Raw genomic sequence first — 20,029 nt, forward strand, 5'->3', positions numbered from 1 at the left:
AAAAATTATTTTTTATAAAAACGAACATGTGATTTAACACAAAGGCATCAAGAATTTTCTCTTTTGTCTCTTCCAGCTTTTTGGGGTGTGTTTGAATCCTCCGTGACCTTAGTGATAACACAAAGGCATCAAGAATTTTCTCTTTTGTCTCTTCCAGCTTTTTGGGGTGTGTTTGAATCCTCCGTGACCTTAGTGATAACACAAAGGCACCAAGAATTTTCTCTTTTGTCTCTTCCAGCTTTTTGTGGTTTATTTGAATCCTCCGTGACCTTAGTGTTAACACAAAGACACCAAGCTTTTCTCTTTTCCTGCTTTTTGTGGTTTATTTGAATCCTCCGTGACCTTAGTATTAACACAAAGACACCAAGTTTTTCTCTTTTCCAGCTTTTGGGGGTGTGTTTGAATCCTCCGTGACCTTAGTGTTAACACAAAGACACCAAGTTTTTCTCTTTTCTCTTTTTTCTCCTCCCGCTTTTCGGGGAGTGTTTGAATCCTCCGTGACCTTAGTGTTAACACAAAGACACCAAGTTTTTCTCTTTTCTCTTTTCTCTTTTCTCTTTTCCTATTACCTTTTACCTATTACCTATTACTGTACTTCTCTAATTAAAGTTGACCACTTTCTACTAAATTTTCATCGTTCAAAATAGAAAACCTTGTTTGATAAAAAAACTGATTTTCTATCAAACAATTTGTACAATAATTTACAATTAAATAAAATTGATTAATTTTGTACAAAAAATTAATAACACAAACCTTTCAAAATAAACATCGAAATCATGGAAACTACCACTGGTTTAGTCATTAAAGGACTTCGCGAAAAATATGGCTACACGCAAGAAAAACTAGCGAGTTTTCTGAAAGTACCAAGAGAAATGATTAGTTTTTATGAAAACAACGAAAGGGAAGCCCCATTAGATATTTTAGAAAAATTATCCAATTTATTTGGAGTAGAGTTGTCCATTTTTTTGAGTGAAACAATGGAAGATGCGATGGCAGAATTAGCCTTCGCTTTTAGAAAAGATTCTGTTTCTGTAAATGATATGCAACAGCTTTCAGATTTTGGTAAGATTGTAAAAAATTACCTCAAAATTAATCGTTTGTACAATGGCCAATAACGATAAAGTTTTAGAAGCAAAAGCCTATAAATTCCGAAGTGAATTAGGTTTGGGAACTGAGAGTTCGCTGGATTTTGAAAAACTTTTAATGACTTTAGGGGTACTGACGGTTTATAAACCATTGGAAAGCGAATTTTCAGGTATGGCGCTTAAGACAAATAAAAATTTGTTTATGCTTATTAATTCTGCCATCCCTGTTGGCAGGCAAAACTTTACCATTGGACATGAATTGTACCATTTGTTCATTCAAAATGATTTCCAATCCCAACAATGTATAGTAGGAAAATTTGACAAGAAAGACAAAGAAGAATACAATGCGGATGTGTTTAGTTCTTATTTTTTGATGCCTGATGCGGCTTTAATTAAGCAAATACCAGAAAAAGAGTTAGGATGGGGGGAAACAATTTCCTTGGCTACGCTCATTAAAATGGAGCAGTATTTTGGCGTTTCTAGAGCAGCTCTTTTGGTTCGATTAAGTAAAGCGAAATATATCAATTATGACGATTACCTACCTTATTTAAAAGGTGTCATAAAAAGCGCTGTAGAACATGGTTATTCACCTGATTTATACCAAAGAACCGATATAAATAAGGTAATTGGTGATTATGGCACAAAAGCAAAGGCTTTGTATGATATGGAAAAAATTTCAGAGAGTCATTATCATTCCCTCATGCTAGATATTGGAATAGACATTGATGATCCAAAATTCAATGACGATGAGCAAGAATAATCCAACCGAACCACTAATACTTCTTGATTGCGATGTAATCATACATTTTACAAAAGCTGGACAGCAATTGCTTTTGCCCAAGATATTTCCCAAGCGACTTGTTATTTTAGACAAAGTGAAAGCCGAATTGGATAAGCGAAAGAAAAGTATTGTAGCCTTAGAGAATTTTATTGAATGGTCAAAAATACCCGTCATTCCATTTCCCAAAGAGAAAGAAATTCACATTGAATATGCCCGACTAACCTCTAGAATGGGAGATGGTGAAGCAGCCTGTATGGCAATGGCCAAGCATACCAAAGATTTTATTGCCAGTAGTAATTTAAAAGATATTAAAACATATTGTGATTTAAACGGAATTACCTATTTAACCACCATGGATATTCTTTTAGAAGCTTTTCAAAAGGGGATAATGTCAGAAGCTCAATGTGATGCATTTATTTCAGAGGTTAAATCCAAAGATAGCAAGTTGATTGATGCGATAAATACCATTAAACAGTATCAAGAAATAGTCAAAAAATAAGTAACTGACAGCTATTTCACAGGGCACAAAGATTTCATCTTTCATAAGCCATCATACCTTTTGCCTCTCAATACCTAGAATAAATATTCTCAAAATCTATACAGGTGCCATTGCTTATGTATAGATTTTTTGATTTTCTATACATTATAAATAAGCTTTTAAATGATTGGTATTTCTGAATTATGATTATTTCTCCGTGCACTTGTGTGTTAAAATGAATGGTTTAAAACACAAGTAGCGGCGGTTTGTTCGAATCTTCCGTGTTCTTTAGTGTTAACACAAAGACACCAAGTTTTTCTCTTTTCTCTCTTCCCGCTTTTGGGGGTTTATTTGAATCCTCCGTGACCTTAGTGTTAACACAAAGACACCAAGAATTTTCTCTTATCTCTTTTCTCTCTTCCTGCTTTTGGGGGTTTATTTGAATCCTCCGTGACCTTAGTGTTAACACAAAGACACCAAGTTTTTCTCTTTTCTCTTTTCCCGCTTTTGGGGGTTTGTTTGAATCCTCCGTGACCTTAGTGTTAACACAAAGACACCAAGTTTTTCTCTTTTCTCTTTTCCAGCTTTTGGCTTCGACTCCGCTCAGCCAACGCTTCTCTCTTTGAACTTGAAAAACACTAAAATAAAATTTGACAGATTTTCCCACTCGGGCGTGCCGAGTAGGAGTTTGAAACGATCTGCCAATCCATTAAAAAACCTACAAAGGGGAATTTACGCGGATATTTTTACATTAGAAGCAACAATGGCATCCAGTGATGTGCCTGATGGAATGACTCCATTTTTACCTTTGATTAATAAAAACAATAGGCATACCAAAACGCCTAAAATAATGGAAAGTGTAGCATTGTTTTCACCTTTTCTAGCTATAGGATTACTTGAAAGTGGCAATAATGTTCCGTCTACTGCCTGCACATTTTTTACTTGAATTTCGACATTTCCTTCTTTTCCTACACCTTTGGCATGATCTGCAGTAACAACAATACCTTTAGCAATTGTACCTGCCTTTATGACAATTGTATTATTGACTGAAACGTCGGAACGTACTTTGAAATCTACCGTTTCACCCGGTTGAATGGTTTCTGAAGAAATGTTTTGAACTGTTTCCAATTCAATTCTTGTACCAGCAGGAATGACTAATTCTCCTGATGCTTGAGCATGGAATGAAAAGGATGATAAGCAAACCAACAAAAAGGCCGCTGTCGTTTTTTTAATACCTGTTTTTTTGAAAAATTGTAACATGATTTTTGAGTTTAAATGGACTAATAGGAAAATTGTAGGTTTATTTTATTGGAAATTCTTTCTTGATTTATTTGATTGTACCGTTTGACACTATTGACCGATCCCTGAATATTTCCTGTGTAAAATCCAAATCCCATAACGGAGGTTAGAATACCCATTCCTGTATTCCCGGATTGAAAGGAAGTAAAGGTTGCATAAGCCAGTAAACCATTGATGAGAAATGCAGACAATGCAGACGATGGGTGTTTGGTATACAAGTATCCACCACCAGGGACAATGCTTAAAACCCCTGCAATCCACGTTTTCTTTGGCTTGAATTGAAGACCAAGGTCAATATGCTGATTGATTTCAGTGACATTTGAATGGTATTTGCTTTTGGGTGTTATCGATGTCAATGCCTTTTGTGCTTCTTTCCAATTAAATTCTCTCGAGTAACAAATAGACGCAACTATTGAAGCTTCCTCTCGAATAATTGGAGGGCAATTTTTTAGGGTGTGTATTTCCTCGATAACTTCCAATGTTTTGGTGTAATTCCTTAATGCCAACCAAGTTCTTGCCACTTCCATTAAAATCAATGGAGTTTTTTGATACCTCCTTGGTACGATTGTTTGATAATCAAGTATCAAGTGATCATATTTCTCCAAGGATCTTCTACACCTTAAATAATTAACAAAAATGTCGACGGGTAATTCACTCTCCTTATGTTCAAAAATCACCCGATTGATTTCCATTAATGCCTCAGAATATTGTTCATGGTTCATTAAATAAGAAATAAATGAATTGGATGTTTTGATTAGTTCCAATGAATCTGCATAGGCAAAATTAATTTCTGACCATTTAGGTTTGGCTTTGTCATTTTCCTCTTTGGTAGGGTAATCAATCATCCGGTAACTATCCTTCGTCATGGTTAACGTATAATTGGACATATCGTGTGAACATCTTAGTAATCGATCACTGGTAAGGATGAATGCTGAAATGGGGTTATTGGATTTAAATTGGAGCATGCCATAGTTGGAACAGGAGGGCGTCATACGACAATTTCCACCAACATGTTTGCTTCCAATTTTTTGGTACAAGGCAATATAGTCTGACCAAGCATTATCCTCTGATTGAGAAACAGCTTGATAGAATGAGATTGAAAGGAGAAAAAAGAGGATTTGTTTTTTAAGGATCATTTTACTTAATCAATAATAACGGAATTAATGATGCTGCACTGGCCAAAAGAAGGATCACCCAATAGGTATTCATTGTTTTTTTGGTGGTATTCAGGGTTTCAATTTTGACTTCCTCTTGCATCAGAGCTTTTCGAAACTCGGCGCAATCTTTTTCTTTCTGATTAAAATAAGCGAATTCTCTGTCACTCATTTGAGCGATTGGTTTGGTTTTTAAACTTACGTAAAGACTATCCTGACAGGGAGATTCGATGGTAGATTGACTGAAGCTGCTGAAACTACTTAGGCCAATGGCGAGTGTAATGATGATTTTTTTCATGTGAAAATTTATTGTGGTTCAAAGGTGAGTGTATTCAGCGCCAAGTAGAGTCACTACTGGATTAGTGACTTCATTTGTCTGAATAATATTCCGTGATCTTTGAGTTTAATCATTTTTAAAAATCAAAAGGCTTCTTTTTCTTTCTTTTTATCCTTTTCTTATACCAATGCAATTTTCTGGTTAATTCATTTTCCATAGTATTTCTTTTTTTGAAAAAAAAGAAACAAAAAAACTTATTTGTCGCAAGTTAATCCAAGACGAATCAGCAAGCTGACCGATTTCCACTACGCTATCGGCTATTTTCTTTGACCCTGACGCACATCGCCCATGCGCATTGTCAAAGCTCCGCCTATCGCTTCGTTCAAATCTTTCGTCGGATTAACCGCAAGTTCATTTGTAAATTCCCAAAAGATTAATTTGTGTTGGTTAGTTTGGCTTCGAGAGCCTCAGCCAACGATTCTCACTTCCCAATTTGCTGAGCTTGTCGAAGCATCCCGTTTTCTCTTTTCTCTTTTACCTATTACCTTACCTTTTACCTATTACCCTTTACCTATTACCATTTACCTATTACCCTTTACCTATTACCTTTTACCTATTACCTTTTACCTATTACCTAAAAAATCTCTTTTCCATTGATTTAACGGTACCGCAATTGATTTTAATCACATTTTTGTGACAAATACAGTCAGAAACATAGAGTAAGAGTAATAAAATTATTAAGTTTAGGCTTTACACTTGTTTGAAACTATGTACAACCAAAATCGAATTCTTAGAGTATTTCGATTAATTACGCTCTTAAAAACTTTTCCAGCTAAGACCATCAAGCGCTTATCTCAATCTTTGGAGATTTCTGAGCGTAGCTGTTACCGGTATTTGGATTTGTTGGAGGAGTTGGGATTTGAGGTGGAAAAAGATGAGCACAGTAAATTTTTTCTGGCATCCGACCAGGTGGTAGAACCATTCACCAAAGAGGAGAGTCATTTGATCCAAGAAGTATTGTCCATTTCGGTTAAAAACAATCCCTTGGTTCAATCGATTATTGCCAAATTACCTAGTTTAGAGGAATCCCATATTTTTGCCAAAACCATTGTGAATGGGCATATGGCCAAATTAGTTGCTCAAATTCACGAGGCCATTCAACAAAAAAAGCAGATGCTCATTCATAAATACCAATCTGCAAGTTCAGAAAATGTTTCTGACCGATTGGTTGAGCCCATCGGTTTTACAGCCAATTACCAGTATTTATGTGCTTTTGAGGTGGAGTCCCAACAAAATAAATATTTCAAATTGGAAAGGATGGGGGATGTGGAGAATTTAAGCGATTCATTTCAGAATTCCAGTTCACATCGCTTTTTGCAAGCCGATGTTTTTGGGTTTAATGAAGAAGGTGCCAACATCCCTATCAAATTAGCTTTGAGCATGCGTGCGATGTTGTGGTTAAAAGATGATTACCCCGAAACCGCTGGATTTTTAAAAGAAGATGCCAATGGCAAATGGATATTGGACGTGGAAGTATATAGCATGGAGCCGGTACACCGAATTGTGAGGAGTATGCCGGGGGAGGTAGAGTTGATTCATGGTGAAGAAATTAAATCAAATTAATCTTACTATTATGTCAAAGAAACAATCCGATTTATTTGATTTAAAAGCTAAAATGAAAGATTTTGGCTTTTTTCCTGAGTTTTCAAATAAATCAAAATACTTAGCAAAAATGAGATCTAAATTAGGGGTTTATGAAGCTAATAAACTGCTTAATAACATAGATTACATTCTTGAATCTTCCGAGAATGCAGAAGATGAAATAGCAAAGTTAATTGGTACTAATTCTGATTTATTAAAAATTGTTTATAGTACAGGTATTGAAATAAGTATGCTTATTTTCAATGAAATGCTTGAAATTTTAGATAGTGTAGAAATCGAACCTAATATTATAACTGACTTAGGTGGAGCCAATGGATGGTCACTCCAGTTACTTAATGACTATTTTGATTTAGACAGCGAACTTATTTTGATTGATAGTAATCCAAATTGGGGCAAAGTAAATGAAAAGATTATTTCCATCAATGATGATTACAACAGTATTTCTAAAAAATTAAAAGCAGATTTAGTGATTTCCATATTTGGAATCTTAGCTTCCTATTCTGAGGTACTTCTAACTTGTGCATCGGAGGTGATTTCAGAAAAAGGATATTTTTTGGTAGCTCTTCGTATACCTAATGATTTAATATTTAGACAATTTCAAACTAATGCAAAAAAACTAGGTTTCGGAATAATTTTAGGAAATTCTAGGATGGTTGAATATTTTAATGAATTCAATTATTCTAAAGAATATTTCCCTGTTTTATTACTTTCTAAATCCGTAACTCAAATTGAAAATTATGATTTAGATCAACTTAAATTAGTAAAATATAAAATAAAGTAATGACTTTTTGCTTGCTATCGTATTAAATGACTGAAATAAATAAAATATGAAAATTGATTTGTCTGCTGAAAAATATGCTCTTATTCATAATTGTCATTCTAACTTTAAATTAAAAAGTATCGAAGCCCTTTGGGATGGACATGGAGGTTTGGAGTTTGAATTTAACCCCCAAATTAGTGACCGTGACATTCGAAATGACTTAGAAGAAGTACTTTCTGAAATTATCGAGGATGCTGGATTTTTTTGGAATTTGAATATTGAAATGGTTTCGTCAACTGATTCTGAGACATTATTAGAATTGACAGAAACACGAAATCTTTCAGAAATTGGAGATGTCTCTTTTGATAATTCTGATTTCCTATCAGCGGATGTTTGTAGTTATATTTTAATAAATTACGATTTAAACATAGATGAGTGTGAATGCGTAATTAGTTATTCTCTCGATGGTTGTTATGATGCAGAAAAGCCTTCTGAGATGTCTTATTCATCCAATGGTGATTTTTCTTTTATTTTAATTAATGATGAAGATGAAATTGATGTAGCTGATGATGAATTAGAAAAAATTATAGCAAGAGTTGTTCATAATTACATGGTTAATTTTTGCTCAATGGGTTTAAGTTATTTTGATTATAATTTTGAATTTATGGATGGGGAATTAAACGATATTTCTCTGATTTTGAATCCAATAACGATATCATTAAGGAGATTGGATTGATTTGAAATTTAGTTAAATAGATTTTTAACGCTCTATTTTATCAATAGTTTAGATTTATGCATTCAATAAACAATCGTTTTTAAATATAGTATTCCAAAATGAAAGAAATTAAAATTGGAGGCCAAATATGGTCAGCTGAAAATTTAAGTATTGACACATTTCAAAATGGCGATTTAGTTCCGCAAGCATTGGATGAGGAGGATTGGATTAATGCAGGAATAAATAAGGAACCCTGTTGGTGTTATTATGAAGTTGATTCAAATAATGGTGAAGAGTTCGGTAAATTATATAATTGGTTTGCAGTAACTGATAGTCGAAAATTGGCACCAGTTGGATGGGAAATTGCTTCAGATTTAGATTTTATTGAACTATCCGATTTTTTAGGAGGTGATGAATTGACGGGAATTAAATTAAAAAGTGCTGAATATTGGTCTGAAACGGATGATTCGTATGAAGATATTGGCTTTAATGCTTTGCCTGGTGGGTGCGTGAATGATGAATTTGATTTTTTTGATATTTGTGTATGGGGATGCTGGTGGACATCAAGTGAGTATGATGAAAATTGTGGACGTGCCTACAATCTAAGTAATGAATTTGAGGAATTGGGTAGTAATGATGACGACAAAAGATATGGCCTTTCGGTAAGGTGTATAAAAAGTTTAGAAAATTAATTCAATTAGCATAAATAAAATGGAAGACCTTTGGCAAACGCTTGAACAAATTGAGGATATCAATGATAGAATCAGATTAATATATGATGATGTACAGTCAGGAAGGAACAAATTCAAAGATATAACAATTGAAAATCCATTTAAATTATTTACACTTTTAGGGGGAGATACTTCCGATGTTGAGGTGACAGATAATTGGGCTTTTGAGTACACATATGAAGAATATATTGATGAAAATGGCATAGAATATGATGCTAAAGAAGCGGCAAAGTGGGATTTAGAAGAAATGAGTATTGAAAGAGCGGATGAAACAGGATATTATTATCAAACAGGACTTTGTCACTTAATTGGACCTGACAATATAAAATTACCTTTTGAATTTGAGTTTTGTGAAGGAGATGTTGATGTTTTAATTGGAAATCCATATGATACCGACGAAGATGGTAATACTCATGGAATCTATTATTATAATTAATAATTAAGTTATGAGAGTTGTAAAATTTAAAAGTAAGGAAGCCCAAAATTTTGAAAATTACGTTGATATTGGTTTTTGCGAACGGGATTACTATGCTTTAAACATTTACACCCAAAATGGTGAATTTGAAAGCTACCAAAGCTGGTTTCATTTATTTCAAAATGAACTTCCTGGAGTTCAAATGATATCAATTAATTATTATTTAATGGAGTACAATGGATGGAATCGAGCAGTAATTAAACCAGATTTGGAAACCTTTTCGAAATGCTTTGGCGATAAAATTACTAAAGTCATAACGGAAAATTTTGAGTTGATTAAACATTTTCACGACCAATGGTTGGCTCATCAATCCAATTTTTTCTTGGGCTTGGACCTTGGATGGCCTGATGGCATAAATGATGAAATATCAAATAGAAAAGAATCAGAAGATGGTGAAGTTTTACAAGAAGTAACCTTCAATGATGGAAGTTGCTTAAAATTCTTAGATAACGACGATACCATTTGTTCATTTTATGTAAAGGAAATTGAATATCCGCACTTAATTGAGGCTTTAAATTGGGTATTAAGTAAATTCCGATGATAGCAGAATTTGAAAATCCTGATGTTGAATTTCTAATAATTGATGGCGATTATTTAGAGGTAGGTACTGATATATTGTTTGAATCCGAATTTATGACCACTATTGAATTAATAGAGTGGGCTAATGACAATGAAAATGATAATGATAATGATAATATAGAAGAAATTATAAAGTTCAAAAATCGAATTGATTTAGAAAATGGAGATTTTCTGAGTTCACCAAGTAGTAGAGCATATGATTTCTTTCAGGAATTAGACTTTGAGGTTTCCGAGAGTTTAGGTGTTGAACTTATCGATGGTACTCAACCAGGTAGTGATTTAGGCTTGGTAAAATTATTAAACAAGGAGTTTTTACCTCAAATACAAAATATACTTCTTGAAAATCATATTAAAGCTAACTTCAAAATACTAACAAATTAATATACCTGAAAAGAAAAATATTGATTTTTATTTGAATGGAAAATGGAAAAAAACTTAAGTAATATAGAGGATGCCAACTACTTAGGAATTCTTATTGATTATCTTAATAATGATGAAATATTGGAGATTCTTTATTTTGTTTATTTAGAAATGATTGATAAGAAAGAAGACGTAAGTAGTCTATTCAAAGAAAAAATGGTCAATTTCTTTCTAACAAACCATCAACTTTTTTTTGAAATCATAGCAAAAACCATGTCAAACAATAATTTAGATCGAAATGATTTTTATCATTTAACTACCTACAATTATTATTTTAAAGATTGGAAGATTGATAACAACATTCTTACAAATGATGATAAAAGAGTAGATGATTTTTTTGATAAGGAACCGTATGCTTTTCTTAGTAATGTTGACGTTTATGTATTACGTTCCGCAAATTCCTTTTGTTTAGCTCATGTCTGCACAGAGTATAATTCTTTGGAATATTATCCAATTGAATTGAATAATATAGAATCTCAACTAAATTTATTGAAGCAAAAAATTAACAGCGAATTCGATTAGTTTAAAAATGGAAAAAGTAATTGTCAATCACGGAAAGTATAAAATCGAACTTGAACCTTTCGTATGGAGAAAAATTAAGCGAGGTGAAAAATATGATATTTATCGAAGAAAGAGTCGATGGGAATTTAATCAAGTGACTAAAGGATCTTGTAACATAGAAATAGATGCAAAACTCATTGAAACTAGCATTGATGCTTGTAAAATCGAATTTATTGAGTCACGCAATCACCTTGAAATAAGAAAATTCCAAGATCTATTTATACCCTTTATTTTAATTCCAACTTGGACAAAAGAAAAGCACCATGCATACAAAATACTTAGAAATTATATGGGTGACTGCCGTTCCAAGTTAATAATATCGTCAAGAGATAACAAAACAACGAAAGTCCATTTCGTGAATCATTTTACAATATTTAAAGTTGAAAATCTTCAACGTGGAATCATGAAGCCATACCGCAATCAATATGTATTGATGTATGAGATTGCTAAATATAATTTCCAACACTATTTGGAAATTTATCCACTAAATGAAACTATTACTGAAGAAATACTTTCAATTGTGGCTCTTAAATCCCAAAACTATTACGTAAATACACACATAAATAAGTAACTATCTTACATGGGTATGTCAATTGTTTCTTATGACTGAAAAAGGTGGGTGCTTACAGATGATTAGTTTCTTTTAATGTTCATTTGTCCTAATAAACTTAATTTAGATCAAAGAAGTGAAAATATCTCTTTAATTTGTGGTTATATTATTCTTATTTTTTTTAGAAAAATATAATATTTATAAAATCAGAGAATTGTAATTCAAAAAATATCAATCTTTAATATGGGCAGAAATTCTAATAATTATGATGCAAATTTTACAGCTGGCGGCTTACTTTTAAGTGAGTTTATAGCTCTTGAGTCTATTTTATTAGGTAATGATTTTGAACTTAACATTCAAGAAGAACAGGAGCAAAACAAGATAATTGGAATTGCTACATTATCAGCCCGCAAACGAATTATTTCAGAGATTAAACGTAGAAATTCTTGTGCTCCTGCCGGTTTCTGGGATCATTTCTTTAGTTGGAATCAAAATGAAATGAAGTTTGGCTTATTGTTTTTGTGTTTTAAAACTTACCCCTTAATATTGGATATTCATATTGAAGTTGCCTTCAAAAAATTCAAAACAGGTAATAATATGAACGCATATGATATTCAAATGAGATTAGATGAAATTGCATCTTCAAACGAAATTGTTTCTAAATGGTCAGAAAGTACTTTGGAGAAATTAAATGTCCAATATAGAAAAGCAATAAAAGATACTGGTTTATATGATGGAAGTCATTTAATACGACCAGTTACTATTTCACACTCATTTTGGAGCTATTTTTCAAGTATTAATGAGGAATGGTTTCTAAATGCTTGTTTTATAAATATTTAACGGAATGACAATAACCGAATTATACAATCAATTGTGCGACAAAGGTTTTCAGAATCATGAAACAGGGAACTTGTTTTTCCCCGCTTACATGTACATGTACAATCCCGAGCAGGAGTATGAAATTGAAAAAGAAATTTTAGATATCAAAAACCGATTACATAGGCCAAATAATTATTTGGATGTTATGGTGCTCGATATTTTTGAAGAGTTTGTGGTTTTTTTAAAGAATGAAAAATTTGGAAACTCAACAAAGTACAAATATTATCTAGAACATGAATCAAACAAAAAAGAAGCTGTAGATAAAGCATTAAAACAAGATGCGTATTCTGAAAAATTCTTAATCAATCTAAGGGATAAAATTGCTTCTCATCAAAACAACACAGATTATGAAGTTGCATATGTTTTTATAAAAGGATTCGGAAATTCATATCCCTATCTTAGGGCAAGTCGATTCATGAGTAATTTCGAAAAGTATATTAAGGGTTACAAGTTAATAATGTTCTATCCGGGAGTTGCCAAAGGTTATTATAGCTTATTTGGAATACTACAAGATGAAAACCTATACAGAGCTATTAAACTAATAAACGAATAAAAATGAAGTTAAAAGAAATTTTCGCAAGAGATATAAACAGAGATATAAATCCAGCGGTTGTAGTAAGTGCGAAGGATCCTAAAACAATTGAAGCTGAAATTAAGGAGTATGTATTTACTCCGGAGATTATAGAAAAGTTATTTACAATCATTGATACTGTAATAAACAAAAAGTCAGGGAAAAGCGGAATTTGGATCAATGGTTACTATGGTTCTGGTAAATCGCATTTTATCAAATTCGTTCATTACTTGATGAACAGAAATACCTCTGCTGATGCTTTTGAAGCATTGGAAAATGGTGTTAATGAAAATTACGATACCACAAAGCCAAATACAAACGATAAAATCACAATTAGTAATTTGAGACTCTTGAAAAAGAAAATTACTGATGCCCAATGTGACGATATCATGTTTAATGTGGAAGATGAAACTGATGACGGAAGTCAGGAACGTCTAACGCGTATTTTCCTCAACATGTTTAATAAGTTCAGAGGGTATAATTCAAACGATATCCCTTTAGCAATTTTGTTAGAAAAAACAATTGATCAAAAAGGCAAGTTTGATGAATTTAAGAGACTGATAGATTCTGAACTCGGTTTTAATTGGGAAACAGATTCGGCGCAGGTAGCATCGTTTCAATTGGAAAGCGTATTGGAGATTGCTAAAAAAGTTTGCCCAGATTTAGATATCGTTTCCCTTCATTCTAAACTTTCAAATCCCGAAAGTTATAAAGTTGGTATCAATGCTGTTTTAATTCCGGAGTTCAAAGAATATCTCAAAGGCAAGGATAAAGATTATCGTTTATTGTTTTTAGTGGATGAAGTATCACAATACGTAGGTTCAAACAAAGAAATTCTTCTTAATTTTCAAAACATTATTGAAAGAATTAGTGAAGATTGCAACAACCAAGTTTGGATTGCATGTACAGCTCAGCAAACGTTGGATGATGTTTCATTAGGAGCCGATGGCGTTCAAGATGTTCAAGATGAATTTGGAAAGATTTTAGGTCGCTTTGACACACGTATTTCACTTCAGAGTAATGACGCCTCCTACATCACCCAGCGTAGGGTTTTAGACAAGAATAGTACTGGTATTGCTGAGTTAACGAAAATTTATTCAGCGAATAAAGATTATATCGAAAATCAGTTCAAAATAAGTCATGAATTGTATAAAGGATATAAAAACGAGGAAGAGTTTCTTTTTGGATATCCATTTGTGCCTTATCAGTTCAAATTAGTAGCTCACGTTTTTGAAGCGTTTCAACAACTAAAATTTGTCATTAAAGAAGTTAAAGATAACGAACGTTCTGTGCTTGGAATTACTCATTTTACTGCTAAGCAACATGCTGATGATCAAGTTGGAGGATTTATACCTTTTGATGGCTTTTATAATCAACAATTTCATGCAAACCTGACAAATAGAGGAGCAAAAGCGATTGAAAACGGTTTAGAATTAGCCTATGTAAAAAGTAATCCATTTGCGGCTCGAGTTGTAAAGGTGTTGTTTATGATTTCAAATCTTCTAGAAAACAGAAGACAAACATTCCCTTCAACCGTTGACAATTTAACGGTGCTATTAATGGACAAACTGGATCAAAATAAGATGCAGTTGCAAAAGGAAATTACAGATGTTCTAACCAAGTTAATTGAAGGTAGTATAATCCGCGAAGAAAAAGGAAGCTACTTCTTCTTTAATGAGGATGAGATGGATGTGCAGAACATTATCAAGAATCAAACCATAGGATTGGACGATCGATTAACAGCTTTTGATGAATTTTTAAGACCACTCATTAAATTAAAGCCAAAGGTTGCTTTTGGTCAGAATGATTTTAATTTAAGCTATAACATTGAATCAAAAGAATTTTTAAGAGGGGGCGATTTTAATCTGGTGATTCTACTAACCGATAAAACACCGCTTACTCAAAAAATGCTCGATGTAAACACCAAAGATTTAGTTATTTGTATAAACGAATGGTATAACAATGATTCAGTTCTGAGACAAGATTTTGAATGGTACTGCAAAACAAACAAATACTTGATTAACGGATCAGGAGGTGCAACTGGTGAAAGGGCTAAAACAAATGAAAATTTTAAAATACGCAATAAACAACTAAGCGAGTCTATATCTCGAGTAATTGAATTGAAATTTATTGAAAGCCGATTTATTAGCCAGAATACAATTTTAGAGGCCGATCAAATAAATGGTAACAACCCTTCAGAAAGAGTAAAGAATCTAATAGAACATCATTTAAATAATATTTATAAATACCATAAGTTGTCCTATGGTTATGCTCGGAATCAAATTGAATTGAAAGCTTCCGCTGCTAGTACACAAATAGAAATGGCTCAACTTTCACCTGCTGAGCAATCTGTGAACGATTTTATTACAAGTAACAACAATCAAATAACAATTACCGATTTAATCAAGCAATATGGTGATGCCCCATTTGGCTGGCGCTTTGAAGCAGTTTTAGAAGTAGCTCTTAAATTGGTGAAAAAGAAAAAAAGAGAATTCAAATACAAAGGTGCACCTAGATATCCAATTGTTGATTTTATTAATAAGGCAGTATCCACAGCAGAAAGAATGTCATGTGAGATTGTAACTGGCGAAGATATTGATCAGGTTTTGTTAGACGATGTCGTTTCTGCTTTCAAATATATTTTTAACGAAACCATTTCCACTTCGTCTGATGGAAATGAAATGTTTGAAACACTTTCAAAATTACTTTCAACAAAAATTCAACAGATTCAGCCATTTGAAAAAGAGTATTTTGGTAAATATCCTTTTGGCGGAAGTTTTCAAAAATCGAAACAACAATTAACTACATGGACCGATGTTAGAGATCCTAAAAGATTATTTCAAGATTTTATTGCTTCCAAAGATTCCGCTAAAGAATTATTTGATACAGAAAAAGGAATTGAAGATTTTATCAATAATAACTTTAAGGATTATACGGCATTAAGTTCATTTTGTGAGAATAACAAAGAGAACTTTAAAGAATTTTCTGCCGAAAATCAAACTAAAGCAAAAACAATAACTGACTTCCTTTTACTTGAAGACCCAAGAAAAGATTTTAGACATGCGAAGAAAGCCTATGAAGAGTTAAACCAAGCACTGAAAGATTTAACTGCAGAATTGAAAAAGGAAGTGAAGTCAATTTACATTTCAATTTTCGATGAACTTGAACAAGAAGCAATTAAATTGAATGTTAGCGCTGCTGTTTTTGAAAGTCGTGATACTGTTTTGAATGCCATTGATTCAATAAATTCAATTGCACAGTTAAAAAACAAAAAATTAAATGCCTCCAATTTTAAAAGTGATCAATTAGAAAAAATAATTGCATCAATTCCAGTACCACCTGGAGGAAGTGGATCAATTTCTGCTCCGTATCATATTTCTAAAGGCGTTTCTACGATATCTAACGAGGCGGAAATGGAAGATTTTCTACAAAAAGTTAAATCTGATATGCTAAAACTCTTAAAGGATAACAAGACCATAATACTTAAATAAATGAATACAAAAACATTTGCCCAACAATCACGTGCCTTGTTAATGGAAGGTGTCGCCAATAAATTATTGTATTGGGGCTTTAATAAAGATGGTTCTGTTAGCGAAGAACCCAACCCTGTGGCTGGTGGTTATGTTTTCAGAGGCAAAGTGTTTGATGACGAAAACGTTCCGAAATTATGGAAATCTTTACAAAATGCTATTGAAAAAAAGGGGGGTGAGGTAGTAAAAGAAGAAGCTGCTTACACTTGGTTCAACAGGATGATGGCGCTTCAGATCATGGCTAAAAATGACTACCTAGATTCGCAATTAGTTTATGTGCCAGGAATGGCAAATACACCTCAGATTCTTCAAAAAGCAAGACAAGGTCAATATGCATTCTTGAACAGTGAAGAACAGGAACGTTTGAAAAGAATTATAACTGATTTTAGTAAAGAACAGGAAGCCTTTGCCTTATTATTGGTAGGTTATTGCCACAGCAATAAAATGCTAAACAACGTTTTTGGAAAGCTGGATGATTACACAGAGTTACTTTTACCAGACAACATGCTTCAGGACAGTGGTTTTTTGCATTTGCTCAATACAACTGATGCCATTACAGATGAACAATACAAAGAGGTAGAATTAATTGGGTGGTTATATCAGTTTTATATTTCTGAACGAAAAGACGAAGTATTTGCGTCCTTTAAGAAAAAGAAAAAAGCCGAAGCAAAGGATATACCTGCGGCTACCCAAATTTTTACACCCAATTGGATTGTAAAATACATGGTGCAAAATACCGTAGGCAAAATCTGGTTAGATAAAAATCCGAATAGTAAAATTAAATCAAGTTTGAAATACTTGGTGGAAAGTGACACTTCGATTGAGCTCATTGCAGGTTCTGATTCAACATCTGAACCAATTATATCAGAGGTGAGCCAATTGACATTGATAGACCCAGCTGTTGGCTCAGGGCACATCTTAGTTGAAGGATTTGACCTGCTTTACCAAATGTATATGGAAGAATACTACACGCCCGAAGAGGCTGTTGAATCCATTCTTACAAACAATTTGTTTGGTTTAGATCTAGATGACCGTGCTGCGCAACTTGCAACTTTTGCCATACTACTAAAAGCAGCCAAACAATATCGTGATGTATTTATCAAAGGATGGTTGCCGAATGTTTATGCCATGCCTGAGTATGCTGCATTTAATGACCAAGAAATAAAAGACTTTTTAGGTTCTGAAGGAATTGCCTATGAAAAAGAACTGAAGTTAGCTTTAAGTTTAATGGAACAATCCAAAAACTTAGGCTCAACAATGAAACTGAGTTTAAATGAAGATTCCAGAGCTTTTATTGAGAAACGATTTGATGAAATCAAGAATACAGATTTTAGAGATATTAATACGGAAATCGTCTACCAAAAGATTAAAATATTTATTCCTGTATTATTGATATTGTCGAAGAAATTCGCTTCAGTCGTAGCAAATCCTCCTTACATGGGGCAAGGAACTATGAATGCTAGGTTGAAAGATTATGTTAATTTAAATTATCCAATATCTAAATCAGACCTATTCGCCATTTTTATGGAAGTTGGATTAGATATGACGGTCAAAAAAGGATTAATGGGTATGATTAATCAGCACTCATGGATGTTTCTTTCGACTTATGAAAAATTAAGAGAACATATATTAAACAACTATGGAATTGTCAACATGCTCCATTTAGGGCCACGAACTTTTGAAGAATTAAGTGGTGAAGTTGTTCAGTCGACGGCGTTTGTTCTTGAAAACTGTGATAAAATAACTCATGCAACCTTTTATCGTCTCGTTGATTATAGAAATGTCAAAGACAAAGAAATTGCTTTTCTAAATAGAAAAAATGAATATTTGAATATCCCTCAAAAAAACTTTATTTCAATACCTGGGGGGCCTATTGCATATTGGACTAGTGTCAAAGTAATAGATCTTTTTAACCGACAAAAACTTGGAGATGTTTCACCGACTAAAAAAGGAATGGTTACCCTAAATGATAAAATGTTCATTAGATTCTGGTGGGAACCCGAAGTGTCTTTTATCGATATGAAGGGATTATCGAGAGACCAAGCAATAAATTCTGATTACAAGTGGTTTACGGTAAACAAAGGAGGCGGCAATAGAAAGTGGTATGGTTTTGACTATTATCTAATTAATTGGAAGAACAATGGGTTTGATTTGAAAAAATACATTACTGAAACTAGTGGCGACCATTATAGTAGGCAGATTTTTAACGAGAAATATAATTTCATTGAATCTATAACTTGGTCAAATATTTCATCTGGCGTACCTAATTTTAGATTTTCAGAATCTGGTAGAATGTTTTGTTCATCAGGTCCTTCTGCTTTTCCAGAACAAAATTTAGAATATATTCTTGCTTTATTGAATTCTAAAGTTGCTGTGACATTGTTAAGTTTCCTTTCTCCAACTTTAAGTATTCTTCCTACACAGATTCGAGAAATCCCATATTTATTTGAGCCAAGCCATATAACTCGCATTAAATTTTTATGTTTAGAAAATATAAACATTTCAAAAAATGATTGGAAAAAAAATGAAATTTCAAAACACTTCGAAAAAACAAAATTAACTTTTAACAGTAAAAACATAAAAGATGAATACAATAGTTGGCAGAATTCTGTAAAAAATGATTTTTTTCAATTACAAGCCAATGAAGAAGAACTTAATCGCTTATTTATCAAAATTTATGGTTTGCAAAATGAATTAACTCCTGAAGTAGCTTTAAAAGACATTACTATTCTGCAAGACGAATTAAAGAAAAATGATCTTGATGCATTAGAGGAAAAATTCAGAGCTAATGGTAAAGATGCCATTATACTACCTATTGATAGAGGAGAAGTTATTAGTCAATTCATAAGTTATGCCATTGGTTTATTCATGGGTCGTTATCGATTGGATAAACCAGGTTTAAACATTGCACATCCAAATCCTAGTAAAGAAGAATTAGCAAGCTACAATTACAATCAAGGTGAAGTTATTATAGATCAGGATGCCATCTTACCTATCATGGGCAAGAATTGTAATTTCAATGACGATGTCGTTAAGCAATTCACGCAATTACTCGATACCATTTGGGGACATGAACAACGCACTGAAAATATCAACTTTATCCAGGAATGTTTAGATAAAGAATTGGAGAAATTCCTAGTGAATGATTTCTGGAGCTACCACTGTGGTATGTATAAAAAAACACCTATTTATTGGTTGTTTAGTTCTAAGAAAGGAGCATTCCAGGTATTGGTGTATATGCACCGTATGAATGAATTTACGGTTGAAAAAATAAGAGCCAATTACTTATTGGAACATTTAAAATACCTTAAATCTGAAATAACACAAAAGGAAGCCAATGCTAGTAGTTTAAGTACAGTTGAAGCAAAGCAATTGGATAAGCTAAGAGCTGATCTCATTGAATGTGAGCAATACGATATGGCTTTAAAAAATGTGGCAGATCAGCAAATCAAATTTGATTTAGATGATGGAGTCGCTAAAAATTATGAATTATTTGAAACAGTAGTTGCAAAAATAAAATAG

Annotated in this window: 19 protein-coding genes; 16 read left to right on the plus strand and 3 right to left on the minus strand. The window is 32.8% G+C overall.

What is annotated here, in order from left to right:
• Positions 1-776: 776 nt before the first annotated feature.
• Genes V7S76_RS06270 through V7S76_RS06280 form a run of 3 tightly spaced genes read left to right on the plus strand, consistent with a single transcriptional unit; the run spans position 777 to position 2,365 of the window.
• A complete protein-coding gene (locus tag V7S76_RS06270) occupies positions 777-1,115 on the plus strand; it encodes a helix-turn-helix domain-containing protein (protein WP_459509206.1) in 339 nt (112 codons plus the stop codon).
• A complete protein-coding gene (locus V7S76_RS06275) occupies positions 1,105-1,845 on the plus strand; it encodes an ImmA/IrrE family metallo-endopeptidase (RefSeq protein ID WP_459509207.1) in 741 nt (246 codons plus the stop codon). Before V7S76_RS06270 ends, V7S76_RS06275 begins: the two co-directional genes overlap by 11 nt.
• On the plus strand, positions 1,832-2,365 hold the full coding sequence (locus V7S76_RS06280; RefSeq protein ID WP_459509208.1) for a hypothetical protein: 534 nt from the start codon (positions 1,832-1,834) through the stop codon (positions 2,363-2,365). Before V7S76_RS06275 ends, V7S76_RS06280 begins: the two co-directional genes overlap by 14 nt.
• 711 nt (positions 2,366-3,076) lie before the next feature.
• Here the strand turns inward: V7S76_RS06280 and V7S76_RS06285 are convergent.
• The 3 genes from V7S76_RS06285 to V7S76_RS06295 are packed head-to-tail and all read right to left on the minus strand — an operon-like array spanning position 3,077 to position 5,095.
• Complete coding sequence (locus V7S76_RS06285; RefSeq protein WP_459509209.1) at positions 3,077-3,604, minus strand: hypothetical protein; 528 nt, start codon at positions 3,602-3,604, stop codon at positions 3,077-3,079.
• A 20-nt stretch (positions 3,605-3,624) separates the two neighbouring features.
• The gene (gene yidD, locus V7S76_RS06290) at positions 3,625-4,779 is read right to left on the minus strand and encodes a membrane protein insertion efficiency factor YidD (RefSeq protein WP_459509210.1); all 1,155 of its coding nucleotides are present in this window, start codon (positions 4,777-4,779) and stop codon (positions 3,625-3,627) included.
• A 1-nt stretch (position 4,780) separates the two neighbouring features.
• Positions 4,781-5,095 (minus strand): hypothetical protein, encoded by a 315-nt coding sequence (locus tag V7S76_RS06295; RefSeq protein WP_459509211.1) that lies wholly within the window; start codon positions 5,093-5,095, stop codon positions 4,781-4,783.
• A 747-nt stretch (positions 5,096-5,842) separates the two neighbouring features.
• Here V7S76_RS06295 and V7S76_RS06300 point away from each other — a divergent pair.
• The 13 genes from V7S76_RS06300 to pglX all read left to right on the plus strand — a co-directional run bounded on the left by V7S76_RS06300 (position 5,843) and on the right by pglX (position 20,029).
• Positions 5,843-6,697 (plus strand): helix-turn-helix transcriptional regulator, encoded by an 855-nt coding sequence (locus tag V7S76_RS06300; RefSeq protein WP_459509212.1) that lies wholly within the window; start codon positions 5,843-5,845, stop codon positions 6,695-6,697.
• 10 nt (positions 6,698-6,707) lie between these two features.
• Positions 6,708-7,517, plus strand: a complete 810-nt coding sequence (locus V7S76_RS06305) for a hypothetical protein (protein ID WP_459509213.1) — start codon at positions 6,708-6,710, stop codon at positions 7,515-7,517.
• A gap of 46 nt (positions 7,518-7,563) precedes the next feature.
• Complete coding sequence (locus V7S76_RS06310) at positions 7,564-8,232, plus strand: hypothetical protein (RefSeq protein ID WP_459509214.1); 669 nt, start codon at positions 7,564-7,566, stop codon at positions 8,230-8,232.
• A 98-nt stretch (positions 8,233-8,330) separates the two neighbouring features.
• A complete protein-coding gene (locus V7S76_RS06315) occupies positions 8,331-8,903 on the plus strand; it encodes a fibrobacter succinogenes major paralogous domain-containing protein (protein ID WP_459509215.1) in 573 nt (190 codons plus the stop codon).
• Positions 8,904-8,922: 19 nt separating this feature from the next.
• Positions 8,923-9,378 carry a hypothetical protein gene (locus tag V7S76_RS06320; protein ID WP_459509216.1) on the plus strand — a complete coding sequence of 152 codons (456 nt, stop codon included), beginning with the start codon at positions 8,923-8,925 and terminating at the stop codon, positions 9,376-9,378.
• 10 nt (positions 9,379-9,388) lie between these two features.
• Positions 9,389-9,958 carry a hypothetical protein gene (locus V7S76_RS06325; protein ID WP_459509217.1) on the plus strand — a complete coding sequence of 190 codons (570 nt, stop codon included), beginning with the start codon at positions 9,389-9,391 and terminating at the stop codon, positions 9,956-9,958.
• Positions 9,955-10,377, plus strand: a complete 423-nt coding sequence (locus V7S76_RS06330) for a hypothetical protein (RefSeq protein ID WP_459509218.1) — start codon at positions 9,955-9,957, stop codon at positions 10,375-10,377. Before V7S76_RS06325 ends, V7S76_RS06330 begins: the two co-directional genes overlap by 4 nt.
• A 42-nt stretch (positions 10,378-10,419) precedes the next feature.
• Entirely contained in the window at positions 10,420-10,938 is a 519-nt protein-coding gene (locus V7S76_RS06335; RefSeq protein WP_459509219.1) for a hypothetical protein, read from the plus strand.
• A 7-nt stretch (positions 10,939-10,945) separates the two neighbouring features.
• Positions 10,946-11,548, plus strand: coding sequence for a hypothetical protein (locus V7S76_RS06340; RefSeq protein WP_459509220.1), 603 nt, complete (start codon positions 10,946-10,948; stop codon positions 11,546-11,548).
• Positions 11,549-11,770: 222 nt separating this feature from the next.
• Complete coding sequence (locus V7S76_RS06345; RefSeq protein ID WP_459509221.1) at positions 11,771-12,367, plus strand: BrxA family protein; 597 nt, start codon at positions 11,771-11,773, stop codon at positions 12,365-12,367.
• A 4-nt stretch (positions 12,368-12,371) separates the two neighbouring features.
• A complete protein-coding gene (locus tag V7S76_RS06350; RefSeq protein WP_459509222.1) occupies positions 12,372-12,959 on the plus strand; it encodes a BREX protein BrxB domain-containing protein in 588 nt (195 codons plus the stop codon).
• A 2-nt stretch (positions 12,960-12,961) separates the two neighbouring features.
• A complete protein-coding gene (gene brxC, locus V7S76_RS06355; RefSeq protein ID WP_459509223.1) occupies positions 12,962-16,468 on the plus strand; it encodes a BREX system P-loop protein BrxC in 3,507 nt (1,168 codons plus the stop codon).
• Entirely contained in the window at positions 16,469-20,029 is a 3,561-nt protein-coding gene (gene pglX, locus V7S76_RS06360; RefSeq protein WP_459509224.1) for a BREX-1 system adenine-specific DNA-methyltransferase PglX, read from the plus strand.

The sequence above is a fragment of the Aquirufa sp. ROCK2-A2 genome, assembly GCF_054558485.1.